At 67.7% G+C, this 25813-nt stretch carries 24 protein-coding genes; 13 read left to right on the forward strand and 11 right to left on the reverse strand.

All coding sequences use genetic code 11. The features are described from left to right. Positions 1-47: 47 nt before the first annotated feature. A complete protein-coding gene (gene dapE, locus IBJ82_RS14995; protein WP_194826524.1) occupies positions 48-1142 on the reverse strand; it encodes a succinyl-diaminopimelate desuccinylase in 1095 nt (364 codons plus the stop codon). A 118-nt stretch (positions 1143-1260) separates the two neighbouring features. Between dapE and dapD the strand changes: the two genes are divergently transcribed. From dapD to IBJ82_RS15020, 5 genes are all read left to right on the forward strand, one after another. Further along, positions 1261-2211, forward strand: a complete 951-nt coding sequence (gene dapD / locus IBJ82_RS15000; protein WP_194826525.1) for a 2,3,4,5-tetrahydropyridine-2,6-dicarboxylate N-succinyltransferase — start codon at positions 1261-1263, stop codon at positions 2209-2211. A 169-nt stretch (positions 2212-2380) separates the two neighbouring features. Further along, a complete protein-coding gene (locus IBJ82_RS15005; RefSeq protein WP_194826526.1) occupies positions 2381-2998 on the forward strand; it encodes a hypothetical protein in 618 nt (205 codons plus the stop codon). 139 nt (positions 2999-3137) lie between these two features. Continuing rightward, on the forward strand, positions 3138-4217 hold the full coding sequence (locus IBJ82_RS15010) for an NAD(P)/FAD-dependent oxidoreductase (protein WP_194826527.1): 1080 nt from the start codon (positions 3138-3140) through the stop codon (positions 4215-4217). Further along, positions 4193-5092, forward strand: coding sequence for an RNA polymerase sigma-70 factor (locus IBJ82_RS15015; protein WP_370585315.1), 900 nt, complete (start codon positions 4193-4195; stop codon positions 5090-5092). The genes IBJ82_RS15010 and IBJ82_RS15015 overlap by 25 nt, the downstream gene beginning before the upstream one ends. A gap of 122 nt (positions 5093-5214) precedes the next feature. Beyond that, on the forward strand, positions 5215-5886 hold the full coding sequence (locus IBJ82_RS15020) for a molybdopterin-dependent oxidoreductase (protein WP_194826528.1): 672 nt from the start codon (positions 5215-5217) through the stop codon (positions 5884-5886). A gap of 3 nt (positions 5887-5889) precedes the next feature. On the opposite strand, the gene IBJ82_RS15025 is transcribed toward IBJ82_RS15020, so the two are convergent. Next, positions 5890-7317 carry an acyl-CoA synthetase gene (locus IBJ82_RS15025; RefSeq protein ID WP_194826529.1) on the reverse strand — a complete coding sequence of 476 codons (1428 nt, stop codon included), beginning with the start codon at positions 7315-7317 and terminating at the stop codon, positions 5890-5892. A 126-nt stretch (positions 7318-7443) separates the two neighbouring features. On the opposite strand from IBJ82_RS15025, the gene IBJ82_RS15030 reads away from it, so the two are divergent. Both IBJ82_RS15030 and IBJ82_RS15035 read left to right on the forward strand, forming a co-directional pair. Continuing rightward, a complete protein-coding gene (locus IBJ82_RS15030; RefSeq protein ID WP_194826530.1) occupies positions 7444-8295 on the forward strand; it encodes an oxygenase MpaB family protein in 852 nt (283 codons plus the stop codon). Between the two features lie 93 nt (positions 8296-8388). Next, positions 8389-9099 carry a hypothetical protein gene (locus tag IBJ82_RS15035; protein WP_370585316.1) on the forward strand — a complete coding sequence of 237 codons (711 nt, stop codon included), beginning with the start codon at positions 8389-8391 and terminating at the stop codon, positions 9097-9099. Positions 9100-9130: 31 nt separating this feature from the next. Here the strand turns inward: IBJ82_RS15035 and IBJ82_RS15040 are convergent, their stop codons facing one another. The 4 genes from IBJ82_RS15040 to IBJ82_RS15055 all read right to left on the reverse strand — a co-directional run bounded on the left by IBJ82_RS15040 (position 9131) and on the right by IBJ82_RS15055 (position 14953). Then, positions 9131-10741, reverse strand: coding sequence for a serine/threonine-protein kinase (locus tag IBJ82_RS15040; RefSeq protein WP_194826531.1), 1611 nt, complete (start codon positions 10739-10741; stop codon positions 9131-9133). Between the two features lie 67 nt (positions 10742-10808). After that, on the reverse strand, positions 10809-11894 hold the full coding sequence (gene dapC, locus IBJ82_RS15045) for a succinyldiaminopimelate transaminase (RefSeq protein WP_194826532.1): 1086 nt from the start codon (positions 11892-11894) through the stop codon (positions 10809-10811). A gap of 26 nt (positions 11895-11920) precedes the next feature. Continuing rightward, positions 11921-12244: a ferredoxin gene (gene fdxA / locus IBJ82_RS15050; RefSeq protein ID WP_056813450.1), complete on the reverse strand. Its 324-nt coding sequence runs from the start codon at positions 12242-12244 to the stop codon at positions 11921-11923. 108 nt (positions 12245-12352) lie between these two features. After that, entirely contained in the window at positions 12353-14953 is a 2601-nt protein-coding gene (locus IBJ82_RS15055) for a bifunctional FO biosynthesis protein CofGH (RefSeq protein WP_194826533.1), read from the reverse strand. A 151-nt stretch (positions 14954-15104) separates the two neighbouring features. On the opposite strand from IBJ82_RS15055, the gene IBJ82_RS15060 reads away from it, so the two are divergent. Together IBJ82_RS15060 and IBJ82_RS15065 are read left to right on the forward strand one after the other, a co-directional pair. Then, positions 15105-15605 (forward strand): PH domain-containing protein, encoded by a 501-nt coding sequence (locus IBJ82_RS15060; RefSeq protein WP_194827166.1) that lies wholly within the window; start codon positions 15105-15107, stop codon positions 15603-15605. Beyond that, positions 15602-17191, forward strand: a complete 1590-nt coding sequence (locus IBJ82_RS15065; protein WP_194826534.1) for a PH domain-containing protein — start codon at positions 15602-15604, stop codon at positions 17189-17191. Before IBJ82_RS15060 ends, IBJ82_RS15065 begins: the two co-directional genes overlap by 4 nt. Before the next feature lie 45 nt (positions 17192-17236). On the opposite strand, the gene IBJ82_RS15070 is transcribed toward IBJ82_RS15065, so the two are convergent. Continuing rightward, positions 17237-18754, reverse strand: a complete 1518-nt coding sequence (locus tag IBJ82_RS15070) for an MFS transporter (RefSeq protein ID WP_194826535.1) — start codon at positions 18752-18754, stop codon at positions 17237-17239. 166 nt (positions 18755-18920) lie between these two features. Here IBJ82_RS15070 and IBJ82_RS15075 point away from each other — a divergent pair, with 166 nt between their 5' ends. Then, positions 18921-19661, forward strand: a complete 741-nt coding sequence (locus tag IBJ82_RS15075) for a TetR/AcrR family transcriptional regulator (protein WP_194826536.1) — start codon at positions 18921-18923, stop codon at positions 19659-19661. A 70-nt stretch (positions 19662-19731) separates the two neighbouring features. Continuing rightward, positions 19732-20085, forward strand: a complete 354-nt coding sequence (locus IBJ82_RS15080) for a DUF1622 domain-containing protein (RefSeq protein WP_194826537.1) — start codon at positions 19732-19734, stop codon at positions 20083-20085. On the opposite strand, the gene IBJ82_RS15085 is transcribed toward IBJ82_RS15080, so the two are convergent. The 4 genes from IBJ82_RS15085 to typA all read right to left on the reverse strand — a co-directional run bounded on the left by IBJ82_RS15085 (position 20075) and on the right by typA (position 25198). Beyond that, entirely contained in the window at positions 20075-20494 is a 420-nt protein-coding gene (locus IBJ82_RS15085; RefSeq protein WP_194826538.1) for a hypothetical protein, read from the reverse strand. The two genes, IBJ82_RS15080 and IBJ82_RS15085, sit on opposite strands and share 11 nt — an antisense overlap. 39 nt (positions 20495-20533) lie before the next feature. Beyond that, positions 20534-21415, reverse strand: a complete 882-nt coding sequence (mshB, locus tag IBJ82_RS15090) for an N-acetyl-1-D-myo-inositol-2-amino-2-deoxy-alpha-D-glucopyranoside deacetylase (protein ID WP_194826539.1) — start codon at positions 21413-21415, stop codon at positions 20534-20536. Beyond that, positions 21412-23145: an ABC transporter family substrate-binding protein gene (locus IBJ82_RS15095; RefSeq protein ID WP_194826540.1), complete on the reverse strand. Its 1734-nt coding sequence runs from the start codon at positions 23143-23145 to the stop codon at positions 21412-21414. Before IBJ82_RS15095 ends, mshB begins: the two co-directional genes overlap by 4 nt. 151 nt (positions 23146-23296) lie before the next feature. Then, positions 23297-25198: a translational GTPase TypA gene (typA, locus tag IBJ82_RS15100; protein ID WP_370585317.1), complete on the reverse strand. Its 1902-nt coding sequence runs from the start codon at positions 25196-25198 to the stop codon at positions 23297-23299. Between the two features lie 125 nt (positions 25199-25323). Between typA and IBJ82_RS15105 the strand changes: the two genes are divergently transcribed. Further along, positions 25324-25500: a hypothetical protein gene (locus tag IBJ82_RS15105; RefSeq protein WP_194826542.1), complete on the forward strand. Its 177-nt coding sequence runs from the start codon at positions 25324-25326 to the stop codon at positions 25498-25500. Positions 25501-25521: 21 nt separating this feature from the next. After that, positions 25522-25809 carry a 4a-hydroxytetrahydrobiopterin dehydratase gene (locus tag IBJ82_RS15110; protein ID WP_194826543.1) on the forward strand — a complete coding sequence of 96 codons (288 nt, stop codon included), beginning with the start codon at positions 25522-25524 and terminating at the stop codon, positions 25807-25809. Positions 25810-25813: the final 4 nt, after the last annotated feature.

Below are 25813 nucleotides of genomic sequence, written 5' to 3' on the forward strand. Positions count from 1 at the left end.
GCTCCAGCCCTGCGCAAGGTTCGACCGATTCTCCGCGCTTGCGCAGATCAGGCGCGCGAGAGGTAGGTCCGCAGCATCGCGGTGACGGCGGTGATCTGGCTGAGCGGGACGTGCTCGTCGCGCTTGTGGGCGAGGTTGGGGTCGCCAGGGCCGAAGTTCACGGCGGGGATGCCGCGGGCGGCGAAGCGGGACACGTCGGTCCAGCCGTACTTGGCGCGCACGCCGCCGCCACCGTGGGCGTTGACGGAGTCGATGAGGGTGCGGGCTGCGGGGGCGGTCAGGCCGGGCAGGGCGCCCGGTGAGGAGTCGGTGACCTCGAAGGCGACGTCGAGTCCGTCGAAGACCTCGTGGACATGCGCGACGGCCTGCTCGACGGTGCGGTCGGGGGCGAAACGGAAGTTCACATCCACCTCGGCGACATCGGGCACCACATTGCCCGCGACCCCACCCGAGACCCGCACGGCCGACAGACCCTCGCGGTACACGCAACCGTCGATATCGACCTCGCGCGCCTCGTAGGCCGACAACCGCGCCAGCACCGGAGCGAGACCGTGAATCGCGTTCTCCCCCAGCCATGCTCGTGCGGAATGCGCTCGCACCCCCGAGGTGGTCAATCGCATCCGCAAGGTGCCCTGACACCCCGCCTCGATCCAACCTGCCGACGGTTCACCGAGAATCGCCAAGTCGCCTTCGAGCCATTCCGGCAATTCACGCTCGATATGTCCGAGTCCGTTGAACTCCGCGGCGATCTCTTCGCCGTCGTAGAAGATCAGCGTCAAATCATGGGCCGGGTCGGCGATCGTGGCGGCCAGGTGCAGGAATACCGCGTCGCCGGATTTCATATCGACTGTGCCACAACCGAACAGCACCGCTTCGCCGTCGATTCGGTCCGGCCGACTCGGCACATTGTTCGCGATCGGCACCGTATCGAGGTGTCCCGCCAGAATTACTCGCGTCGGCAATCCGCGCTGCGTGCGCGCCAGCACCACGTTGCCGTGCCGCAGCACTTCGAACCCGGTGGTCTGCTCCCGGATCGCCTGCTCGACCAGGTCCGCGATCTTGGCCTCGTCGCGCGACACACTCGGCACGTCGACGAGGGCGGCGGTCAACTGGATGGGGTCGGCACGCAAATCGAGAGTCACATCTCGACAGTAGTACGGCCGAGCCCTTCATCCGCGGATCCCGGCGAAGCCGACCGCGTGGTCCAACGCACAGGGCCCGCGGAACACCGCACCGGCCGGAACGGGCAAAATAGCCTCCGTGAGTATTCAGGGAGCAACTGCAATCGGTATCGCCAATGTGACCTCGGACGGGACCGTCCTCGATACCTGGTACCCCAGCCCCGCGCTGGGCGAGTTCACCGAGACCGGCTCCCAGCGCCTCGACGCCGCCGAGGTGCCCGAGTTCGCCGAGCTCCTCGGCGTGGACGCGGCGCGTGGGGTCGAGGTGATCGCGGTGCGCACCACCATCGCGGATCTGTCGGCCGCCCCGGTCGACGCGCACGAGGTCTACCTGCGCCTGCACCTGCTCTCGCACCGTCTGGTCCAGCCGCACGGCCTGAACCTCGACGGCCAGTTCGGCCTGCTCAGCAATGTGGTGTGGACCAACCACGGCCCGTGCGCGGTCGACGGTTTCGAGCAGACCCGCCTGAAGCTGCGCGCCCGCGGCCCGGTGACGGTGCTCAGCGTCGACAAGTTCCCCCGCCTGGTCGACTACGTGGTCCCCTCCGGTGTGCGCATCGGTGACGCCGACCGGGTCCGCCTCGGCGCGCACCTCGCCGCGGGCACCACCGTCATGCACGAGGGCTTCGTCAACTTCAACGCGGGCACCCTCGGCAATTCGATGGTCGAAGGTCGTATCTCGGCGGGTGTCGTGGTCGGCGACGGTTCCGACGTGGGCGGCGGCGCTTCCATCATGGGCACCCTGTCCGGCGGCGGCACCCAGGTCATCTCGGTCGGCGAGCGTTCGCTGCTCGGCGCCAACGCGGGCGTCGGCATCTCCCTCGGCAACGACTGCGTGATCGAGGCGGGCCTCTACGTCACCGCGGGCACCAAGGTCACCGGACCCGACGGCACCGTCGTCAAGGCCGCGAGCCTGTCCGGTCAGGACAACCTGCTGTTCCGCCGCAACTCCACCACCGGCGCCGTCGAGGTCGTCGGGCGCAAGGGCACCGGCGTGGAACTGAACGCCGCATTGCACGCCAACGATTGACCGGTCGAATTGCCGGGCCGAACGGCCCGGCAATTCTTCTCACCAGTCACAATTCAGCAAATATTGCGGTTTCATGAAGATGAACCTAAATGTGCGACAAGCGAATTCGCGCGCTAACCTTCGTTTCGCTGCTCCGATCAGGACAGCGAAAAAGCGGAGGGATTCAAGAATGAAGTTCGGAAAGATCACTACTGCTGTTTTCATGGCGGTCGCCGCGGTGGGGATTACCGCTGCCACTGCCAACGGTGCGCCCGCGGTGGCCACCGAACAGCCCGCTGTAGTGGCTTCGGGGGGCGTGACTTCTGGCGTGACGCACGGAATCAACTACTCGACCACGGTGTCCCCGGCTGACAAGACGGTCACCTGGGCAGTCGACAACGGCAAGTTCGAGGTCGCCGCCGACGGCGCCTCGGTGCTGCTCAAGACCGCTGACGGCGTGACCGTCGACCAGGCGCCGCTGCGCTCCGAGGTCGCAGGCCTGCCGATCGCCGTGAACCAGCAGATCAGCGAGGACGGCCGCACCGTCAAGCTGACCTCCACCATGGCGCCCGAGGATTCCGCGAAGCTGAGCAACATCGCGGAACTGAAGGACATCAGCTCCTACGACCGGCTCGTCGAGCAGGTCAACAAGAACCTGCCCGGCGTCGTCATCGGCGGCGTCATCGGCGCGTTCTTCCCGTTCCTGTGGCTGTTCACCATCCCGGCCGGAATGGTCATCGGCGGCTACCTGATGGGCGGCCAGGAATTCCTGGATGCCGTGATCGCCTTCGCGACCGGTCAGCCCTGATCTGACATCGCGATAGGGAAAGGCCTCGTACTTCTGCGGAGTACGGGGCCTTTCCGCTGTGGTGGGGGTCACCGTCACAAACAGGCGCCTGCCCGCATCCCATGGTCGAACACATCAGTTCCCATGGCAGGAGGCACAGATGGACATCGTGGTTATCGGAGCGGGCTACGCAGGGACTGTCGCGGCGAATCGGCTGAACAAGAAAGTTCCCGATGCCCGGATCACTGTGGTCAATCCACGGGGCGACTTCATCGAACGGGTGCGCTTGCACGAGCAGATCGCGGGCAGCGGTGCCGCGGCTCGACCGCTCACCGAGATGCTCAGGGACTCGATCACGATCGAGACCGCGAGTGTGGACAAGATCGGCGACGGCACTGTCTCCCTCGACGACGGTCGAAGCCTGAACTTCGACCACGCGATCCTCGCGGCGGGCAGCATCGCGAACCCGCTGCCCGGCGCGATCGCGGTCGGTACGTGGGAGGGCGCCGAACAGGCACGCATCGCGCTCGAGGCGCTGCCCGCCGGCGGGACCGTCACGGTGATCGGCGGTGGGCTGACCGGGATCGAGACCACGACCGAGGTCGCCGAAGCCCGTCCCGACCTGCGTGTACGACTGGTGAGCGAGACGGTCGCCGACGGGCTCTCGGCCGGTGCGCAACGGCATATCCGGCACACGATGGCCCGATTGAACGTGGAGATCGTGGCCGATCGGGTCGCCGAGATCGACGGGACGACCCTGCGAATGGGCTCGGGCACCGAACTCGATTCCGACCTCACTCTCTGGGCGATCATCTCCGCGGTACCCGAACTGGCCGCTCGCAGCGGACTCGCGGTGGACGTCGACGGCCGCGCCCTGGTCGACGCCAACCTGCGCAGCGTCACCGATCCTCGCGTCTTCGTCGTCGGCGACTGCGCGGCTGTGCCCGGCATGCGCATGGCCTGCGCCACCGCCGCTCCCCAGGGCGCACACGCGGCCGATACGCTGGCCAGGATGAGCAAAGGACGGGAGCCGAGGCCGTTTTCGCTGGGCTACAGCGGCCAGGGAATGAGCCTGGGCAGGCATGACGGTCTGGTGCAGACGACCGACCGCAACGACATCGCCCAGCGGCTGTACCTCGGCGGATCCCTCGCGTCGTTCGCCAAGGAACGCATCAGCCGCTATGCCGCCTATGCCTCCCGCACCGGCAACAGCGTGTGGATCAGCGGCCCGAAACGGTGATCCGGGCACACGTCGACACCTTCACCGAGAACCGGCGGCTGCTGTTCTCGATCGCCTACGAGATCCTCGGCTCGGTCGTCGACACCGAGGATGTTCTGCACGACAGCTATCTGCGCTGGCGCGAGGTCGATCTCGCGCCGATCGAGAACCCGCGCGCCTACCTCGCGCAGATCGTCACGCGGCAGGCACTCGGGGTGCTGCGGTCCGCCGCCCGCAGGCGCGAGGACTACATCGGCCCGTGGCTGCCAGAACCACTGGCCACCGAGGCGGACGGCGGGGTCGAGCACGTGCTCACCGGCGAGGCGGTGAGCACCGCGATGCTGCTCGTGCTGGAAACGCTCACGCCGGTGCAGCGGGCGGTGTTCGTGCTGCGCGAGGTGTTCGCGTTCGACTATCCGGAGATCGCGGCGGCGGTGGACAAATCCGAAGCCGCTGTGCGGCAACTGAACCAACGCGCCCGCAACCGGGTCCACGCCGCGCGCCACACCGCCATCGCCACTCCCGCGCAGGCCCAGTCGGTGGTCGAGAAGTTCTCGATCGCGGCCGCCACCGGCGATGTGCAAGCACTGATGGACGTGCTCGCTCCCGAGGTGGTGTTCCTCGGTGACGGCGGCGGCGTGGTGAGCGCGGTACGCAGGCCGGTACACGGCCAGGACAAGGTGGCCAGGCTCGTCATCGGCTTGCTCGCCAAGGGTCAGCGGCTCGGCGTCATGGGCGCGCACCTCGGCATCTACAACGCGATGCCCACGATCCTGGCGACCGTCGACGGCGTGCTCGACCAGGTGACTTCGATCGAGGTCACCAACGGCCGGGTGACCGCGATCTACTCCATGCGCAACCCCGAAAAGCTCAGTGCGGTGCGGGTTCCGGACTGAGGCCGGTCAGTGCCGAGGCGGTGGGCTAGCGCACAGCCGCTAGATCCACATCGTCTCTCGACCTCGCGCCATCCGCGCGCTAGGCTGCTAGTTATACGGTTCCGTATAACTGGAGGTTCGACATGACACTTCCCCCTGGTCAACGTGCGATCGACGGCTTCCCCCGCTTCGGTACCCACCTGCATCACCCGCCGCCGCCGATTCCCGCGAACCCGGTGATCGAGGTCAGTGGGGAGCTGACGCAACCGTTCACTCTCGCCATGACGGACCTGGCCCAGTTACCGCGAGTGGAGGTGAAGGCCGACTTCCACTGCGTGGCCGGGTGGAGTGCTACCGACCTGCGCTGGGAGGGCATCGGGTTCGCCACGTTCTATCGCACGCGCGTCGAACCTGTTCTCGTGCCGGGTAGTTCGATCAGTCACGTCGTTTTCGAAGGTCTCGACGGGTTCCAGTCGATCGCGTTGCTCGAGGACGCGCTCGCCGATGACGTGCTCATCGCCGACCGGCTCGACGGGCAGCCGCTCACCAGCGATCACGGCGCTCCGATTCGGCTGGTAAGCCCCGGTCAGTACGGATTCGTCAACACGAAACACCTGTGCCGCATCGAATTCCATAGTTCTCAGCCCATCGATCCGGACAAGTGGTCACCGCTCGCGGCACACCGGCGGGCACGCGTCTGGCAGGAGGAGCGCCATCGCTACCTGCCGGGACGCGTCGTTCGGCCGATTTACCACGCGTTGATCGGACCGATCCGGAGAATGAGCGCTCGCGGGAGCACCGAACGGACCGAGTGAATCTCAGTCCAGCAGCTTCTTCTGCACCTTGCCCATCGCGTTACGTGGGAGCGCGTCGACGAAGCGGACCTCACGCGGACGCTTGTGAGCCGAAAGCTGTTCGCCCACATAGGCGGTCAGCTCGATGCCGAGCGCGTCGGAACTCCCGTCGCGCGCGACGACGAAGGCCACGATCCGCTGCCCCAGATCGTCATCGGGCAGCCCGACCACGGCGACCTCGGCGACCGCCGGATGGCCGAGCAGCGTGGTCTCGATCTCCCCCGCGCCGATCCGGTAGCCGGCCGATTTGATGAGGTCGATCGACTCGCGCCCGACGATCCGATGGAACCCGTCGGCGTCGATGACAGCCACGTCACCGGTGCGGAACCAACCGTCCTCGGTCCAGTCCCGCGCGGTGGCCTCCGGCCGATTCAGATAGCCGTCGAACAGCATCGGTCCACGAACCTGCAGGCCACCGATGCTCGCGCCGTCATGCGGAACGGGCTCGCCTGCTTCGTCTCGGAGCCTCGTTTCCACCCCTCGCACCGGTGTACCGACCCAGCCGGGCCTGCGCTCACCGTCGGCCCGGGTGGACAGCGTGATCATGGTTTCGCTCATCCCGTACCGCTCCACCGGCGCCTGCCCGGTGAGTTCGGCCAGCTTCTCGAACACCGGCACCGGCAGCGGCGCACTGCCCGAGACGAGCAGCCGCGCCTTACCCAACTCCTTGGCCAGTTCGGGCTTCTCGACCACGCGCGACCACACCGTCGGCACGCCGAAATACAGGCTGCCGCCCGCAGCCGCGTACGCCTCGGGCGTGGGCTTGCCGGTGTGGATCACGGGACTACCGATGCGCAGCGGCCCGAGTAGCCCGAGGATCAGCCCGTGCACGTGGAACAGCGGAAGCCCGTGCACCAGTGTGTCTTTCCACGTCCATGCCCACGCCTCGGCCAACGCGTCGAGCCCGGCGGCGATCGCGCCACGGCTGAGCATCACACCCTTGGGCGCCCCGGTGGTTCCCGAGGTGTAGAGGATGAAGGCGATCGCCGCCGGATCGGGCTCGGGATAGGTGTGCCACGACCGCGCGTGCAGCCGCACCGGCACCACCGGCAGATCCGTGTCCTCCGGCGCCGGGCCCAGCCAGGCTTGTGCACCGGAATCGCGCAGAATGTGCTCGCGCTCGGCGGCACCGGAGTCCGGCGGCACCGGAACCACGGTGACACCGGCGATCAGGCAACCGACCACGGCGATCACAGTGCGCAGGGTCGGTTCGGCCAGCACCGCGACACGGTCGGCACGGGCGATCCGTTCCGCCACAGATGTTGCCGAACCCAGCAGATCACTGCGCGACACGGTGGCATCATCGATAGTGACGGAGTCGGGAATGTCATCCCCGGCGGCGACGGCGGCCGGATTCAACGAAGTGAGCAGCAGCGGCGGACCATAGGGCATCCGTCAACGCTAACGCGAAGAGATTCTGCGCTTGCCGCCGCCGCTGTCGTTGACACCCCCGGTGACATGATGCGAGATTCAACGTATAATTCTCTCACGCTCTCTTCGACGAAAACGGGGTCAACGATGACCATCCAGTCGCGCTCGCGTTCGCAGCAATCCGAACCGGCACAATTCGACATCCGCGACTACGTCGACGGTTCCGCTGCCTTCTACGGCGCGACCGCCAATGTGATCATGCAGCTCAGCCTGGCACCCGTGGGCCACGGCGTCGCCGAATCGACGGTGCACAGCGGCAGCATCATGAGGCACCCGATCAAGCGCACCCGAACCACGCTCACCTACCTGTCGGTCGCACTGATGGGCACCGACGCCGACCGCGCGGCCTACCGCACCGCCGTCAACGGCGCGCACCGCCAGGTCCACTCCACCGCCGACAGCCCCGTGAAGTACAACGCCTTCGACAAGAACCTGCAGCTGTGGGTGGCCGCGTGTCTGTACTGGGGCTCGGTCGACGTGATGGATCGCCTCTACGGCCCGGTCGACGACGCCATCGCCGACACCTTCTACGACTACGCCCACTACCTCGGCACCACCCTCCAGGTGCCCCGCGAGATGTGGCCCGCCGACCGCGCCGCCTTCGATGCCTACTGGTCCGAGCATCTGAAGCTCACCAGCGTCGACGCCACGGTCAAGGCCTACTTCGACGACCTGCTCGACCTGAAGATGCTCCACCCGCTGCTGCGCCCGCCCTTCGCCCGCTTCCACCGCTGGTTCACGACCGGCCTGCTCCCCCAGCACCTCCGAGACGAACTCGGCCTGTCGTGGAGCCCCGCCGACGAGCGCAAGCTCAACCGTCTGATGCGCACCACCGGCAACGTGATGGGCCGCCTGCCTCGCCCCCTCCGCAACTTCCCCTTCAATGTCGCCCTCGTCGACATGCGCCGCCGCCACCGGCTCGGCAAGCCCCTGATCTGATCGGTATTACCGCGCGCCTCCCACGCCGACCTGCGACGTTCGGGTTTCATTCCCCACGATCGCAACGCCGTCGCGCGGAATCGGAGGACGTTCGTGAGCATTCGAACAGTGACATGGTGTGCGGCGGCGGTCGCCGTCGGCCTCATGGTGGCCGCGCCCGCCGCCCGCGCCGACGAGGACCCGACGACGGTGCCACCGCGAACCGCCATGTCGCTGCGGATGCCGGGTGGATTCGCCTGGGGCACAGTCAACGAGCACGAAACGCGGTCGGCGCTGTCGATGTCCAAGCTCTACATCGCCGATTACGCGCTGCGCCACGGCGACGGCTCGCCGGAGGACCGCGCGCTGTCGGAACGGATGATCCGTGACTCCGACGACGGCGCCGCCACCCGACTCGCCGACAAATATCCGCAAGCGATCGAAGCGACCGCGAGCGAATACGGATTGCGCGCGACCCATGGCACCAGCGACTGGGGCCGGTCGAGCACCAGCACCGCCGACATCACCGACTTCCTGGCCGCCAAGCAGCGCACCGACGCCGGTTCGCCGATCTTCGAGTGGATGGCGGGTGCGAGCAATACCGCCGCCGACGGCACTCCCCAGAACTGGGGCACCGCCCAGCTTCCCGGCGTACAGGGCAGCAAGTGGGGATGGTCGGACGTGGGCGCTCCCGAGGTGGCTTCCGCATCCTTCGGGCCGGGCTTCTCGGTCGCCGCGCACACCTACGGCGCCCCGGCCGACCAGTCCGCCGATGTGCTCGACGCCCTGCCCGCACTGATCCTTCGCATGGTTGGGGCGTACTGACAGCAGTCCATGCTGCGGTAGCCCACCCAGATCAGAAGGGTGCTTGCTGCCACCAGCTGTCGCGGGCCTCCTCGAAGGAGTGACCCGGCCACGACACCTCCACCACCGAGTTCGCGCTGAACACATTGCCGTGCTCCCTGGCCGCGAGCGTGAACGGCGCGGCGGGGTCGCGTGGCCGGTAGGCGGCGAGGCTGGTGTGGTGCAGTTCGCGCGTGAGGTCCTCGGTGGTGTGCCGCAGGAGATAGGCATCGACATCGGCGGCATCGGGGTACTCGGTGTACCAGGCGATGAGTCCGTCGGCATCGGTGCAGCTGATCTGGCGCAGCGGCGCCGGGTCACCCGGCAGCACGACCAGTGACGGGGTCGCCGCACAATTCGCCTCGCGCCAGCCGCGCCCGGTGGGCCCCGACGGGATCAAGTCGGTGAACCCCGACGCCACCGAACCGTGTGCGCCCCAAGTAGGCGGCGGTGGAACTCGGTTGGGCCGCACGAACTTCCAGTAGATCGCACCGACGCCGATGACGCCGACCCCGGCGACCAGCGCGAGCACGATCAGACTCACCGCGAGTGCCCGCCACCGCGACGAAACCGCGTTCCTTCCGCCACCGTGCACCCCGGCCGGCCGCGCAACGGAGTACGACGTCGAACTCAACAGGGTCGGGTTCAGCGAACTCTCGCCGGTATTCGTCGGCAGGTGTTCACGGCCGAACGCCCCAGCCGAATCGGCCGACCTACTCGCCACACGGGCGGCTTCCCCAGGACGGGACGACGGGGAACCGCCTGGGCCCTGCGACGCGGAACCCGCGCCGACCAAGGCCGCTGTCGCCGCGCGCGCGAATTCCTCGCAGCTGTCGAATCTTTCGTCCGGCGCCTTCGCCATCGCCCTGGCGATGACCGCGTCGATTCCGGGCGGCAGGTCGCCGACCACCGCGGACGCGCGAGGTACCGGCTTGGTCAGGTGGGCGGCGACCACCGCGCCGGGATTGTCTGCGGGAAAGGGACTTTCGCCGGTGAGCAGAGTGAACAACGTACAGCCGAGCGAATACTGGTCGGAGCGGTGGTCGACCGGTGCACCCGAGAGTTGTTCAGGGGACGCGTAGGCCAGGGTCGCGAGGAAGGCGCCGGTGCGGGTGAGTTGGCGGGCATCGCCACGGAGTCGGGCGATGCCGAAGTCGGTGAGCAGCACGCGGTCGCCGGAACGGCTGGGGCCCAGCAAGATATTGGCGGGCTTCACATCTCGGTGCAGCACGCCGCGATCGTGGGCGTAGTCGAGGGCTTCGGCGGTCTGGGCGACGATGCCGACCGCCCGCGCCGGAACCAACGGCTCCCCGCGGAACACCGAGGCGTCGCGGCCGTCGACGTACTGCATGGAGATCCACATCAGACCGTCTTCGATACCGCGATCGAGCACCGACACGATGCCGGGATGATCGAGATGGGCGGACACATCCGCCTCGCGCTCGAACCGGCCGCGTACCTCGTCGTCGGAATACAGTTCGCGATTGAGCAGTTTCAGCGCCACCTGCCGCGGCAGGCGCGGATGCGCCGCGAGATACACGGTGCCCATCCCGCCCCGGCCGAGCAGGCGGTCGATCCGATACCCCGCGAAGACCGTGCCGACGCCGAACTCCACCCCGTGCATGCGTTGTGCCCCTCGATCCTGTCCCCTTGTGCTCCACACGATATCGGCAAGCGCGCCGAGATCGCGTTCAGGACAGGCGGGCGGCCGCTTCGGCGATGCGCTCGTCGGTGGCGGTCAGCGCGATGCGCACGTGTTCGGGCGAACGGGGACCGTAGAAATCGCCGGGGGCGGCGAGGATTCCGCGTTCGGCGAGCCAGTCGAGGGTCACGCGGCAGGGTTCGCCGCGGGTGGCCCACAGGTACAGCCCGGCTTCGGAGAAGTCGATCCGGAAACCTGCCTGCAGCAAGGCGTTTCGCAGGATTTCGCGGCGAGCCCGGTAACGCTCGCGCTGCTCGGCCTCGTGCTCGTCGTCGCTGAGCGCGGCGGTCATCGCGGCCTGGATCGGGAACGGCATGATCATGCCGGAGTGCTTGCGCACCTCGAGCAGTTCGGCCACCAGTTCCGGGTCACCGGCGATGAAACCGGCGCGGTAGCTGGCCAGGTTCGAGGTCTTCGACAGGGAGTGGATGGCCAGCAGGCCGGTGTGGTCGCCGTCGCAGACGCGCGGGTCGAGGATCGAAACCGCCTCGCCCTCCCAGGTCAGGCCCAGGTAGCACTCGTCGGAGGCGACGATCGCGCCGCGCTCGCGAGCGAACGCCACCACCTTGCGCAGGTGCTCGACGGGCAGCACCTTGCCGGTGGGGTTCGAGGGCGAGTTCACGAAGATCAGCGCCGGGTTCTGCGGGCCGATCTGGGTGAGACCGTCTGCGCGCCAAGGCTTCGCGCCCGCCAGCAGCACGCCGACCTCGTAGGTCGGGTAGGCGATCTCGGGGATCACCACCAGATCGTCTGAGCCGACGCCGAGCAGCCGAGGCAGCCCGGCGATGAGCTCTTTCGTGCCGAGCACCGGCAGCACCGCCGCCGGGTCGACGCCGGTGACGCCGAACCTGCGCGCGAACGCCGCGACGACGGCGGAGCGAAGCTCAGGGGTGCCGTGCGTGGTCGGGTAGCCGGGAACAGCCGCCACCGAACCCAATGCAGCCCGGATCAGCGGATCGACCGGGTCCACCGGTGTACCCACGGACAGGTCGACGAGCCCACCCGGATGGGTGGACGCCTTCTGCTTGACCGCAGCGATGGTGTCCCACGGGAAATCAGGCAGCAGGCTGCTCACACGCCCACGGGTGGGCACCCCTGTGCTCACTCTTCGGCCATCGGGGGCAGCGCCTTGATGAAGGCGGGGTCGAAGTCGACCACACCGACCTTGGTCGCGCCGCCGGGGGATCCCAGCTCGTTGAAGAAGTCGACGTTGGCGTTGATGTAACCGCTCCACTGGTCCGGAGTGTCGTCCTCGTAGAAGATCGCTTCCACGGGGCAGACCGGCTCACACGCACCACAGTCCACGCACTCGTCGGGTTGGATGTAGAGCATGCGACCACCCTCGTAGATGCAATCCACGGGGCATTCCTCGATGCACGCCTTGTCCTTCACGTCAACGCACGGTTCAGCGATGATGTACGGCACTGCCGTTCTCCTAGTCTGTCCTCACCTGCGGGGTTACTCCGCCCACGAAACACTATCCCGACCGCCCACATTACTCCCAGGTCAGCCTGCCCTAACTCACTCTGGCAATCACCCGATAGCCAAAGGAAGTGGTGTCGGTTTGGCTTCCACCTGTCCGTAGGTAGTGGTGCGTTCGCGGACCGGACGGTCGATGCCCGCCGCGATCTCGGTGAGCTCGGCGACGGTTTTCGCCGAGCCGTGCTGAGAGCCGGCCATCCGGGAGATGGTCTCCTCCATCAAGGTGCCACCCAGATCGTTGGCGCCGCCGGTGAGCATGGCCTGAGTACCGAGGGTACCCAGTTTCACCCAGCTGGTCTGAATGTTGTGGATGCGGCCGTGCAGCATGATCCTGGCCAGGGCGTGGACCGCGCGGTTGTCCCGGTTGGTCGGGCCGGGCCGGGCCGCGCCGGCGAGGTACAGCGGCGCGCTCTGGTGGACGAACGGGAGCGGGACGAACTCGGTGAAGCCGCCCGTCTCGTCCTGGATGCCGCGCAGCACCCGCAGGTGGCCGACCCAGTGCTTCGGGTTGTCCACATGGCCGTACATCATCGTCGAGCTCGAGGGGATGCCCAGTTTGTGGGCGGTGGTGATGACCTCGATCCAGGCGGAGGTGGGGAGTTTGCCCTTGGTGAGCACCCAGCGGACCTCGTCGTCGAGGATTTCGGCGGCCGTTCCGGGGATCGAGCCCAATCCGGCCTCCTTCAGCGCTGACAGCCAGTCGTGGATGCTCTGGCCGCCACGGGAGGCGCCGTTGACGATCTCCATCGGGCTGAACGCGTGGACGTGCATCGACGGGACGCGGGCCTTGATGGCGCGGACCAGATCGGCGTAGCCGGTGACGGGGAGTTCGGGGTCGATGCCGCCCTGCATGCAGATCTCGGTGGCGCCGTCGACGTGGGCTTCCCACGCGCGATCGGCGACCTCGTCGGTGCTGAGGGTGAAGGCGTCGGCATCGCCCTTGCGCTGGGCGAAGGCGCAGAAGCGGCAACCGGTGTAGCAGATATTGGTGAAGTTGATATTGCGGTTGACGACATAGGTGACCTCGTCGCCGGAGACCTCGCGGCGCAGCGAATCAGCCAGTGCTGCAACGGCTTCCATATTGGCGCCGTCGGCCGTAGCCAGTGCGAGGTACTGGTCGTCGGTGAGCCCCGCCGGGTCCTTCTCGGCCGCGCGCAGGGCCGCGAGTACCTCGGAATCGAGGCGCTCGGGCGCCACGACGGCCAGGTCGCGAGCGTGTTCGCGGATCGTCTCCCAGTCGCCGAACGCGCCGACGACTTCCTGACCGAGCCCGGAATCGCTGCGACTGTCGGTATTGCGGCCCTCGGTGTCGATGGCGGTGTTCAGGTCGACGCGGCCGACCGAATCCCACGACTCGTCCGGCTCCTGCCACGGCAGGCCGACCGGCAGCACATCGGGCCTGGCCAGCCCGGTCGCGGGGTCGGTGAGCGCGTCGACATGCGCGCCGATCCGCGGGTCGATCCAGGGATGGCCCGCGCGAACGTATTTCGGGTGCGCCGAGGTGCGTTCGACGAGGGTGAACCCGGCCGCCTCGGTGATCTCGCGCAGGGTATCCAGGTTCGGCCACGGCCGTTCGGGGTTCACGTGGTCGACCGTCACCGGCGACACCCCGCCCCAGTCGTCGATGCCCGCGTCGATCAAGGCGAGGCAATCGCTGTGCGACACCAGGTTCGGCGGCGCCTGCACCGGAACATCCGGCCCGAGAAGCAATCTCGTCACCGCCACGGTGGCAAGGAACTCCGCCACGCCCGCGTCGGGAACATCGCGCATGGCGGTGTCGTCCTTGGCCCGGAAGTTCTGCACGATCACTTCCTGGATGTGGCCGAACTCCCTGTGCTGTTTGCGAATCGCCATGATCGACTCGGCGCGCTCGGTGAGATTCTCGCCGATGCCGACCAGGATGCCGGTGGTGTAGGGCACCGAGAGCCTGCCCGCGTCGGTGATCGAGCGCAGCCGGACCGCGGGATCCTTGTCGGGGCTGCCGTAATGGCACTCGCCCTTGTCGGTGAACAGCCTGGTGGCGGTGGTCTCGAGCATCATGCCCATGGACTGGGCGACGGGCTTGAGACGGGAGATCTCGTTCCAGCTCATCACCCCGGGGTTCAGGTGCGGCAGCAGGCCGGTCTCCTCGAGCACGAGGATGGAGACGGCGCGCAGGTAGTCGAGGGTGGAGTCGTAGCCGCGTTCGTCGAGCCACTGCGCCGCCTCGGGCCAGCGGTCCTCCGGCCGGTCGCCCAGGGTGAACAGCGCTTCCTTGCACCCCAGCGCAGCGCCCTGGCGGGCGATCTCGAGGACCTCGTCGGGTTCGAGGAACATGCCCTTGCCCTCGGCGCGCAGCTTGCCGGGCACGGTGACGAACGTGCAGTAGTGACACTTGTCCCGGCACAGCTTGGTGAGCGGGATGAACACGTTGCGCGAATAGCTGATCGTGCGTGGGCGACCCGCCGATTCGAGCCCGGCATCGCGGACCCTGGCGGCGCTCGCGCACAGGTCGACGAGGTCGTCGCCGGTGGCGTGCAGCAGGACGGTGGCTTCGTCGACGTTCAACGTGACGCCGTCGCGGGCTCGGCGCAGGGCCCGGCGCATCGCGGTGGGACTCGGCGGCGACATCGGAACGCTCGGCTTCGGAAGGTCGGTCACCCCGTCGATCATGCGCTACTTCTTCCTCGGACGTGTGGTCGGTGAGGTCACGGGCCCGTGGCGGGCGCGGCGTTGTCGTCCTTGTCCGACCACAACCTCCCCCGTGACCACGCGTATTCCCGACGGGGTGAACTCGTCGCACGCGCATGGAACCATGGGCAGCATGTCGCTGCCACGCTCCACCATCCTGGCCGAACCGGCCTGGCGTCCGAGTTCCAAGGCCAAGCTGCTGTGGGCGTTGGAGAACGCGATCGGGGTGGTGGTGCTGTTCGCGGCTCTCGTGGTGTGGGCAGTGTTGGACGAGGACCGTCGTGACTGGCAGGTGCTGGCCGGGCTGGCGATCGTGGTGCTCGCGGTTCTGGTCGTTGTGGTGATTCCGGTGTGGCGATACGCGGTGCATCGCTGGGAGGTCACCGATGATGCCGTGTACACACGGGTGGGGTGGCTGGATCAGGAATCGCGGGTCGCGCCGATCTCGCGGGTACAGACCGTCGACACCGAGCGGGGGCCGCTGGAACGGATCCTCGGGCTGGCGACTGTCACCGTCACCACCGCGTCGTCGGCGGGCGCGGTGAAGATCGGTGCGCTGGACCTGCCGGTCGCGGAGGAGACGGTGCTGCGGCTGACCGCCATCGCCGCCCAGCACCGCGGCGACGCGACATGACCGCACCCGCGCGCACCGAGACCGACTGGCAGCGCCTGGATCCGCGCATGCTGCTGGTGTATCCGGTCAACGAGGTCATGAAATACATTCCGGTGCTGCTCGGTTCGATCATTGTCGGCACCACCAGCGGCAATCCGCTGTGGAGTTTGATTCCGGTCACGCTCGTCGCGGCGTTAGGTATCGCGCGGTGGTTCACCACCTCCTACCGGATCGATGCCGATCATGTGCAGTTGCGCAGCGGAATCGTGCAGCGCCGGACGTTGTCGGTGCCTCGCTCGCGGATTCGATCGGTGGATGTGGAAGCCGATCTGCTGCACCGGGTGCTCGGGTTGGCGGTACTGGCCATCGGAACCGGGAAGCAGACCGACAAGGGCGAGGAATTCAAGCTCGACGCGCTCGACACCAGTCAGATCCCGGCGTTGCGGGCCGAATTGCTCGCGCACACCGGTCAACAGACATCCGGGCACAGCGAGAGCGCCGGGGCGCCGCATGTTGCGCACCACGATGCCCTCACCGAGTCCGGGGTGGAGATCGGGCACTGGCAGGCGGCATGGGTGCGGTACGCACCGTTGTCGCTGACCGGGCTGGCCGTCGTCGCGCCGATCGCGGGAATCGGCGCGCAGTACGGACTCATCGACGTGCTGTCGAGAAGCGCTGTCGTGCAACATCTCGACGACGACACCGCGATGATCGTCGTCATCGTCATCACCGGGTTGACCGTCCTGACGGTGCTGCTGGTGAGTCTGGCCGGGTGCGCCCACTACCTCGCCACCTGGTTCGGCCTGCGCGTGCTCGACAACGGCGCCACCCTGCACCTGCGCCACGGCCTGTTCACCACCCGCCAGATCACCCTGGACCTGGCCCGCTTCCGCGGCGCCACGCTCAACGAACCGCTCCTGCTGCGCGCCGCCAACGCCGCTCAGCTCGAAATGATCATGACCGGTGAGAACCCCCGTCAGAAGATCCTCCCCCAGGCCCCACGCGCCGCCGTCGAACGCACCCTCGACGAACTACTCCGCACCCGCCGACGCCCGGTCGCGACCTCCCTCGACAAAGTCGCGTCGACAGCCGTACTCACGGATTCGCCCGCACCGCAACCGATCACCGGTTCCGCCCTCGGCACCGTCGAGCTACGACGTCACGGACCCGCCGCACATCGTCGCCGCTACACCCACGCCGCGTGGCCCGTCGGTATCGTTGCCGTCGCCCTGGCCGCCATCGCGCTCGCGGGCTGGCATCCGCCGGCGTGGACCTGGTCCTTCCCGGTGGTGCTCGCCGTTGTCATGGCCCTGATCGCCGAGGACCGCTACCGCGGCTTGGGCCACCGCGTGCTCCCCGGCACCACCGGCCCGACCTGGCTGATCACCCGCAGCGGCAGCCTCGATCGCAACCGGGACTGTCTCGAAGCTCCCGGCATCATCGGATGGACTGTGCGGCAGAGCTTCTGGCAGCGCCGCGCGGGACTCGCCACTGTCGTCGCGGCCACCGCGGCGGGCAAGAAGTCCTACCTGGTGGTCGACATCCCGATCGATCAGGCCGCCGACCTGATCGAGGCAGTGACCCCGGGCCGACTCGGTAAACGCTGAAATGGCCGGGCGCCCTTGGACTCCCGGCCATTCCGCGTCGACAGCCTAGGCGTTCACCGGCTCCTTCGCCAATTCGGATTCGCCCACAAGCGTTTTCGCGTCACGCATCAACACCACCGCCAACACCGCGGCGGCCAGCGCGCACAGCGCACCCACACCGAAACTCACCTGCATCCCGGTGCAGAACGCGTCGCGCGCCAGCCCGATGACCGTCGCATCGCCGGTACCGAGAGCCCCCGTGATGGATTCTCGGGCCGCCGACGGCGCCGAGTCCGGCATCGCACCCGCGAAGGTGCCCGCCAGGATCGCACCGAGCACCGCGACGCCCAGTGCCGCGCCCGCCTGCTGAATGGTGTCGTTGAGCGCGGAGCCGACACCCGCGTGCTCGCCGGGAACCGCGCTCATCAGCGCACCGATCGCGGCGGGCATGGCCAGACCGGCACCGGCTCCGAGCAGCGCCATCGCGACGGCGGGGAGGCTGAACCCGGCACCCGCGTCGAGGGTGGCCAGTACCGCGAAGCCGGCGGCGATCACGATCAGACCCGCGATGGTGACGAGTCGGGGGCCGAGCTTGCCGACGAGCACCGCGCCGATGCCATTGGCGATCAACAGCGTGACCGCCATCGGTGTGAAGGCCAGCGCGGTGCGGATCGGTGAATAGTCGAGCACGAACTGCAGGTACTGGGTGAGCACGAGGACCAGACCACCGTTGGCGAAGGTGACCAGGACCAGGGAGAAACTGGAGCCGGTGAAGGTGCGGTTGCGGAACAGCTGCAGCGGCACCATCGGCGAGTCGGTGCGCAGTTCACGAATCACGAAGGCCGACAGGGCGATCACGGTCACCGCGAACCCACCGAGCACCTTGGAATCGGTCCAGCCCGCGTGCGGCACCGAGATGATGGTCCATACCAGCGCCGTCATCCCTATGATCGAGGTCAGCATGCCCGGGAAGTCGGGCTTGCGCCACGGGCCCTTGGATTCCGGCATCAGCATCAGCGCTGCCACGATGGCGACCGCCACGATCGGCACATTCAGCACGAACACCGCGCCCCACCAGAAGTGGTCGAGCAGAATGCCACCGACCACCGGGCCGCCGACCATACCGACGGTCGCCACCGCGCTCCACGCGCCGATCGCCTTGGGTCGTTCGGCATCGTCGAAGACGGTGATGAGGATCGACAGCGTGCTCGGCATGATCAGCACCCCACCGATGCCCATCAGCACGCGCCCGGCGATGAGCATTTCCGCGCTGCCCGCGTAGGCGGCCAGCAGTGACGCGGCGCCGAAGACGACCAGCCCGATCACCATCACCAGCCTGCGGCCGAACCGGTCCGACAGGCTGCCGGAGGTGAGCAGCAGACCCGCGAAGACCAGCAGGTAGGCGTCGATGATCCATTGGATGTCCTGCGCGCCCGCACCCAGATCGGTGGCGATCTGCGGGATGGCCACGGTGAGAACCATGTTGTCCACCACCAGCACCAGCGAACTCAGGCACAGCACGATCAGAATCAGCCACCGCCGTGGGTTGCGGACCGTCGGATCCGCCGGAGTCGTTGCGAGCATCTTGCTCCCCTTTCGAGCACTCTCCGCACGTTGTGCGGCTATGCCGAACACTGTACGGCCACCGCACACTGTTCGCAATAGTTGCGGTGTTCGTCCTCCGTACAGTGTTCAAGCGGGGGCTATGCTGTGCTGATCGGCGAAGTCGTAGAACGCGAGGAGGCAGCGGATGACGAGCACCGGCTCGACGGAGATCACCTCGGTGTGGACCAAGCCCGCGCGCGAACGGCGCGACCAACCCACACTGACCCGCGACCAGATCGTCGCCGAGGCCATCGCCCTGCTCGACGCCGAAGGCTTCGACGCGTTGAGCATGCGCAAGCTCGGCGCCCGCCTCGGCGCGGGCGCGACCTCGCTGTACACCCACGTGGCGAACAAGGACGAACTGCTCGAACTCGTCGTCGACCAGGTCGTCGGTGAGGTGCCGACACCGACGCCCGATCCCGAGCGCTGGCGGGCGGTGATGCACGAGCAGGCCGACGCATTGCGCGCGACGATCCTGGCCCATCCGTGGATCACCGTGGTGCTGAGCAGCGCGGCACTGACCTATCTCGGGCCCAACATGATGCGGCTGACCGACTCGATGGTCGCCATCGTGGAAGCCGGCGGCTTCGACGACGAGGTGGTCGATATCGCGACCAACGCGATCTTCCAGTTCGTTGTCGGCTCGTGCGGCAACGAGGCCGCGATGATGATGACGATCGCGCGCAGCGGCTTGTCGACGCAGCAGTGGGTGGACCGGGTGATGGTGGCGAGCGAGGCCGCGTCGCAGCAGTATCCGCGCCTGCACCGGCGCTATGTCGAGCAGCGCCCGCAGGTCGTCGAGGAGGCCGCCAACGGGGTGCTCAGCCGATTCACCCAGGCCATCGACCTGATCCTTGACGGCGCGCAGACCCGCCACGCCCGATAGCAGCGCAGGCGACGCCGACCCGGCGTAGCGTTCGATTCGATCGCCGTGCCGCTGACGCTAGGGGTGATTCGTGCAGTTCACCGAGGTTATCGAGACCGCGGGCCAGGTGCTCGACGGTGCGGGGGTCGCGGCCATCGTCATCGGCGGGTTCATCGGCACGGTCCGATTCCTGCGGCAGTTGGCAGAGCACAAGGAGTTCGAGCTCGCCTATAACACCTATCGGCGCGGGCTCGGCCGGGCGATCCTGCTCGGACTGGAATTCCTGGTGGCGGCCGACATCATCCGCACGGTCGCCATCTCACCGACTTTCACCAGCGTCGGCGTGCTCGCGTTGATCGTGCTGGTGCGGACATTCCTCAGCTACTCGCTCGAACTCGAACTGACCGGGCAATGGCCGTGGCAGCGGCCGAAATCTACCGGCTGACGTTCGAGCGGTAGTACATATAGCCCGCGGGGGCGAGCACACCGCAGGCGAACAACAGCAGGGTGCGCCCGTCGCTGCCGAGCATGATGTCGCCGCCGGGCCCGCGCGAGGCGCAGACCAGGAACCCGAAGACCCACACCACTATCGGGGCGAAGGTGAAGCCGATCCGGTCGGTCACCGATTCCATGCCGTAGACCAGGGCGATGTTGATCGGCGCGGCGAGCAGTGCAATCACCGGAAAGGCGAACGCGCCGATATAGGTGGGCAGGAACAGCACTTCGACGGCCAGGGTGATCAGCGCGTCGAGGAACAGCAGCACGACGATGAGTCCCGCGATCAGCGGATCCGCCACGCCGAGAAGGCGCGAGGACCGCAGCACGGCGGTGGGCTGATCGTGATCGGTCACCATGGGCCTGAGTCTATTCGGCGACACCGGCCGGCTAGCTACTCAATCGAGTCCGGCGAACAGATCGTGTTCGAATCCATCGTCGCCCACCTGGCCGCGAGTGCCGCGTACCAGCGTGAAGTGCTCTTCGGGCAGTACCGGCAGCGCGATGTTGTTCGACAGAGCGAATTCCCGGCCACTCGGCGCGACGGTGACCTGGGTGGCGTGTGCGCGCATGGCGGCGCGCTTGGCCGAGACCACATCGGAGACGTCGACCACAGTGCTCACCCCGCTCGTCGACATGGCGGCCAGCTCGGCCTCGACCGGCAGACGCCAGCCCGCGGGCAGCGCGCCCGGCAGTTCGTCGACGGTGCGGCGGGCCAGCGCGGCGGTGTGCTGGCGCAGCAGGTCGGCGTCGGTGACGGTCCAGTAGAACTTGGGGACATCCCAGCCCTGCTCGGCGGCCGCCGCGACGGCCGCGGTGGTGATCTCGTGTGCGCGGATGTGGTCGGGATGGCCGTAGCCGCCGCGCGGATCGTAGGTGACCACCACCCGGGGCCGCAGTTCGAGGATCACCGCGACGAGTTCGTCGACGGCGGCGTCACCGGAATGCACGAAGGCTCGCGGGTTCTCGGCCGACGGCGTTCCGGCCATGCCGGAATCGCGCCAGCGACCGGGGCCGCCGAGGAACCGCGGCTCGGTGACGCCGAGGGCCGACAGCGCGGCGGTGAGTTCGCCGATGCGGTAACCGCCGAGCTGGTCGGCTTCGGCGGCGATCAAGCGAGACCACTTCTCGCCGATGACCTCACCCTCCTCGCCGAGCGTGCACGTCACCACGGTCACCGGGACGCCACGCCTGCGGTAGTGCGCGATCGTGCCACCCGTAGTGAGGGTTTCGTCATCAGGATGTGCGTGGACCAGCAGCAGTCCGCCGGTATCGGTCATGGGATCCTCCGCCACTGTGCTGTGTCGCCGAAGATGCCGACCTGGATGGCGCCCGACAGCGACACACCGTCGACGCGCGGACCGGCCGCCGCGACGACGTTGTCCTGCACGATCGGCAACACGGTCGCCAGTTCCCAGAGCCGAGGCTCGGATTCGGCCAGGATCCGCGGCACATCGAACCCGCGCAGGGCCTCGTCGATCGAGGGTTGCAGGGTCGGGTCGCACACCCCGCCGATATTGCTCGGCGCCTGGCGATAAGCCTCGGCCGCGGCCAGCGCGGGACCTTCGTCGCCTGCCGGTGCGACCGGCGGGCAGCCGTAGCGCGAAGCCAGTGCGGTGGCCGGGTCGCCTCCGGCCAGCTCCCAGCCGACGATGGCGTCGATCGATGATTCGGTGAGGTCCTTGCCGTACAGCTCGTCGGCGGGCAGGCCGCGCACGGTGGCATCGATTCCGGCACTGCGCAATTGGTCGGCGGCGGTATTGGCGACTGCCAGCGCCGACGCGTCCTCGGTGACGGCGCCGATCCGCACCGACAGTCCCTTGCCGTTGCGCGCCACCGAGCGCGGACGCGGCGCGGGCGAGGTGGGCGAACCGGTCTGCGGCGTCTCCGGCGCGCGGCCGTAGCCGGCCTCGGCCAGCAGCGCGAACGCTTCCTCGGAGGTCATCCGCGGCGGAGCGGTGGGCACATAGCCGGGGCTCGACGGCGAAAGTACTTGTGCGCGTGCGGGTTCCACCCAGCCGCCGGTCTGCGCGCCGACGGTCGCCAACAGGGCGGGGTCGAGCAGCGCGAGCACCGCCTTGCGGACCCGGACATCGGCGAGGTCGCCGGAGCGGCCGTTGAGCGCGAGCTGCATTTCCCGGGCCTGCGGCATGATCGTGGTGCGCACCGACGGGATCGCGGCCAGTTGCGCCTGGGTCGCCACGCCGCCGTGCACGAGCGCCATCTGGGCGTCACCGGTGCGCAGCGATTCGGCCAGCTGCGAGGGCGTGCCGCCACGACGGAACTGGATCTGATCCGGCGAAGCGGGGGTGCCCCAGAACCGGTCGTTGCGTTCGAGCAGGATCTCGTCGCGCCCGCGATCGACCGATTTGATCGTGAAATTGCCGCCCGAGACCGGAATCTTGTCGACCAGGCCGCTGGTGAACCCACCCGGGGAATCCTTCACCAGGTGCGAGGGCAGCAGGTTCGAGAACAGTTCACGCCACGCGGGATACGGCTGCGCCATGGTCACCGTGACCGTTTTGCCGCCACCCGAGGACGCCACATCCGAGATGAGCCGATAGCCGGCCGGATCGACCACGCCGGGCTGGCTGATCATCTGCTGCCAGAGGAATCGGAAGTCCTCGGCCGCGATCGGCGCGCCGTCGGACCAATTGGCCTGGTTGCGCAGGGTGTAGGTGATGGTGAACGGCTCCTGGGCTGTCACATCGGCCGACACGATCAGCGAGGTATCGGGCACCCAGTCGACCAGACCGGGATGCACGGGACTCGGCCCGGCGCGGAACGGGCTCGGCAGCACCATCGAACTCACCGCACTGGTCACGGGCGACTGATCCGAGCGCAGGTGCGGGTTGAAACCGATGCCGATGTCGTCGATCGCGACGACCACGGTGTTCTTACCAGGCTTGGCCTGGGTGGTTTTGGGCGAATCGGAGGACTCGATCGGTGGTGGTGGATTCGCCGTGCAACCGGCCACGACCGCCGTCGAGGCAATCATCGCCAGCACCATCGCGCGCCACCTTGCGCACCGCCCCAAACTCACCTTGCGCACTCTACCCATCCCCTCGATCGCCTGCCGTTCGGCCACATCAGGCCCACGAAAAGGCGTCGGCCGGGTCCGTTTCCGGTACCCGGCCGACGCCGTTCGAAACTACTGCCGACTAGTTCGCGGCGGCCTTGTCACGGGCCTTGCGACGCGACAGGTCGCGCGCACGCAGGTTGGCGTCGAGCACGAGCTTGCGCACGCGGATCACCTCGGGGGTGACCTCAACGCACTCGTCCTCGGTGCAGAACTCCATCGCCAGCTCGAGGTCGAGCTGCAACGGCTTGGCCATGGTCTCGAAGGTGTCCGCGTTGGCGCTGCGCATGTTGGTCAGCTTCTTCTCGCGGGTCACGTTGATGTCGAGATCCTCGGCACGCGGGTTGATGCCCACGACCATGCCCTCGTAGGTGTCGGCACCCGGCTCGACGAAGAACTGACCACGGTCGGCCAGCTGGATCATCGCGAACGGGGTGACGGTGCCCGCGCGGTCCGACACGAGCGAACCGGTGTGGCGGCCGCGGATCTCACCGGCCCACGGCGCGTAGCCGTGCGCGACGGCGTTGGCGATGCCGGTGCCGCGGGTGTCGGTGAGGAACACGGTGCGGAAGCCGATCAGGCCACGCGACGGGACGATGAACTCCATGCGCACCCAACCGGCGGCGTGGTTGCTCATCTGCACCATCTTGCCCTTGCGGGCGGCCAGCAGCTGGGTGACAGCACCCAGGTACTCGTCGGGGCAGTCGATGGTCAGCTCTTCGAACGGCTCGTGGGTCTTGCCGTCGACCTGCTTGGTGACCACCTGCGGCTTGCCGACGGTCAGCTCGAAGCCTTCGCGACGCATCTGCTCGACGAGGATGGCCAGCGCCAGCTCACCACGACCCTGCACCTCCCAGGCGTCGGGACGGCCGATGTCGAGCACGCGCAGCGACACGTTGCCGATGAGCTCGGCATCCAGGCGCGACTTGAGCATGCGGGCGGTGAGCTTGTGGCCCTGCACCCGGCCGACCAGCGGCGAGGTGTTGGTGCCGATGACCACCGAGATGGCGGGCTCGTCGACGGTGATGCGCGGCAGCGCGATCGGGTTCTCCGGATCGGCGAGGGTGTCGCCGATCATGATGTCGGGGATGCCGGCAATGGCGACGATGTCGCCTGCCTCGGCGACCTCGCCGGGCTGACGCTCCACACCGATCGTCTGCAGCAGCTCGGTGATCTTGACCGTCTTGGCGCCGTCGGCGTTGATCCAGGTGACGTTCTGACCCTTGCGCAGCTCGCCGGCGTAGATGCGGACCAGGGCCAGACGACCGAGGAACGCCGACGCGTCGAGGTTGGTGACGTGGGCCTGCAGCGGCGCGTCCTTGTTGCTCTTCGGTGCCGGGATGTAGTCCATCAGCACCTCGAACAGCGCGTCGAGGTTCTCGGCGTCGGGAGCGGAACCGTTTTCCGGCTCCACCTTCGAGGCCTTGCCCTCACGGCCCGAGGCGTAGAGGACCGGCAGGTCGAGCGCCAGCTCGGCGGCTTCGGCGGCCTCGTCGTCGAGGTCGGAGGCCAGGTCGAGCAGCAAGTCGTGCGACTCGGAGACGACCTCGGCGATGCGGGCGTCGGGGCGGTCGGTCTTGTTCACCACCAGGATGACCGGCAGCTTGGCCGCGAGGGCCTTGCGCAGCACGAAACGGGTCTGGGGCAGCGGGCCCTCGGACGCGTCGACGAGCAGCACGACACCGTCGACCATGGACAGGCCGCGTTCGACCTCGCCACCGAAGTCGGCGTGGCCGGGGGTGTCGATCACGTTGATGACGGTGAGGGAACCGTCGGGGTTACGGCGATGAACGGCGGTGTTCTTCGCGAGAATGGTGATGCCCTTCTCGCGCTCGAGATCACCGGAGTCCATGACTCGGTCGACCAGTTCGGCTCGCTCAGCGAACGCGCCCGACTGACGAAGCATGGCGTCAACCAGCGTCGTCTTGCCGTGGTCGACGTGGGCCACGATGGCGACGTTGCGAAAATCGCGTGAAGACGACACGCCTGGATCCTCCTGCTGTTGGGGTATTTGGCGCGCATTCATCTGGCATCGCGGCCTGTTACAGCCTACCGGTACTCCGGTGGCAGTCTCGTGTCAGGCTTTGTACTTAGGCTACGCTAACTCCCATGGGCAAGGTGAAGGCGAAGAAGGTCTCGAGCCTGAAGCCGAAGAAAAAGTGCTGCAGGAAGAAGACGCGCTGCTTCAAATGCCCCGTCGTCATCATGCGAATGAAGAAGGCCGAGGCCGCCGGAACGTGCGGTAAAGATCTCAAAAAGGCCTTGAAGTTGGCGCGCGCAAAGTAGGCGGAGGAGTACAACCGAGGTATGGGTACTCCGTTGCTCTCCGCCCCCGAAGTCACCATCGCGCTGGCCACTCTTCCGGAGTGGTCACGCGACGGTGACGCGATCACCCGCACGGTGCAGGCACCGAGTTTCCTCGCCGGCATCGAGACGGTACGCAAGGTCGCCACCGCGGCCGAAGCGGCCGATCATCATCCCGATATCGATATCCGTTGGCGCACACTGCGTTTCACGCTGAGTACGCATTCGGCGGGTGGGCTCACCGCGCTCGATACAGCGATGGCGCACACCATCGACGACCTCGTCGACTGAAACG

Source organism: Nocardia sp. XZ_19_231, assembly GCF_015355705.1.
GTDB classification, from domain to species: Bacteria; Actinomycetota; Actinomycetes; order Mycobacteriales; family Mycobacteriaceae; genus Nocardia; species Nocardia salmonicida.

Bases quoted from the DNA above. Each gene is read 5' to 3' on its own strand.
- IBJ82_RS15005 (WP_194826526.1), top strand. From the start codon at position 2,381: ATGAAGTTCGGAAAGATCACTACTGCTGTTTTCATGGCGGTCGCCGCG.
- IBJ82_RS15010 (WP_194826527.1), top strand. From the start codon at position 3,138: ATGGACATCGTGGTTATCGGAGCGGGCTACGCAGGGACTGTCGCGGCG.
- IBJ82_RS15020 (WP_194826528.1), top strand. From the start codon at position 5,215: ATGACACTTCCCCCTGGTCAACGTGCGATCGACGGCTTCCCCCGCTTC.
- IBJ82_RS15025 (WP_194826529.1), bottom strand. From the start codon at position 7,317: ATGCCCTATGGTCCGCCGCTGCTGCTCACTTCGTTGAATCCGGCCGCC.
- IBJ82_RS15030 (WP_194826530.1), top strand. From the start codon at position 7,444: ATGACCATCCAGTCGCGCTCGCGTTCGCAGCAATCCGAACCGGCACAA.
- IBJ82_RS15040 (WP_194826531.1), bottom strand. From the start codon at position 10,741: ATGCACGGGGTGGAGTTCGGCGTCGGCACGGTCTTCGCGGGGTATCGG.
- IBJ82_RS15055 (WP_194826533.1), bottom strand. From the start codon at position 14,953: ATGATCGACGGGGTGACCGACCTTCCGAAGCCGAGCGTTCCGATGTCG.
- IBJ82_RS15060 (WP_194827166.1), top strand. From the start codon at position 15,105: ATGTCGCTGCCACGCTCCACCATCCTGGCCGAACCGGCCTGGCGTCCG.
- IBJ82_RS15065 (WP_194826534.1), top strand. From the start codon at position 15,602: ATGACCGCACCCGCGCGCACCGAGACCGACTGGCAGCGCCTGGATCCG.
- IBJ82_RS15070 (WP_194826535.1), bottom strand. From the start codon at position 18,754: ATGCTCGCAACGACTCCGGCGGATCCGACGGTCCGCAACCCACGGCGG.
- IBJ82_RS15075 (WP_194826536.1), top strand. From the start codon at position 18,921: ATGACGAGCACCGGCTCGACGGAGATCACCTCGGTGTGGACCAAGCCC.
- IBJ82_RS15085 (WP_194826538.1), bottom strand. From the start codon at position 20,494: ATGGTGACCGATCACGATCAGCCCACCGCCGTGCTGCGGTCCTCGCGC.
- mshB (WP_194826539.1), bottom strand. From the start codon at position 21,415: ATGACCGATACCGGCGGACTGCTGCTGGTCCACGCACATCCTGATGAC.
- IBJ82_RS15095 (WP_194826540.1), bottom strand. From the start codon at position 23,145: ATGGTGCTGGCGATGATTGCCTCGACGGCGGTCGTGGCCGGTTGCACG.
- IBJ82_RS15105 (WP_194826542.1), top strand. From the start codon at position 25,324: ATGGGCAAGGTGAAGGCGAAGAAGGTCTCGAGCCTGAAGCCGAAGAAA.
- IBJ82_RS15110 (WP_194826543.1), top strand. From the start codon at position 25,522: ATGGGTACTCCGTTGCTCTCCGCCCCCGAAGTCACCATCGCGCTGGCC.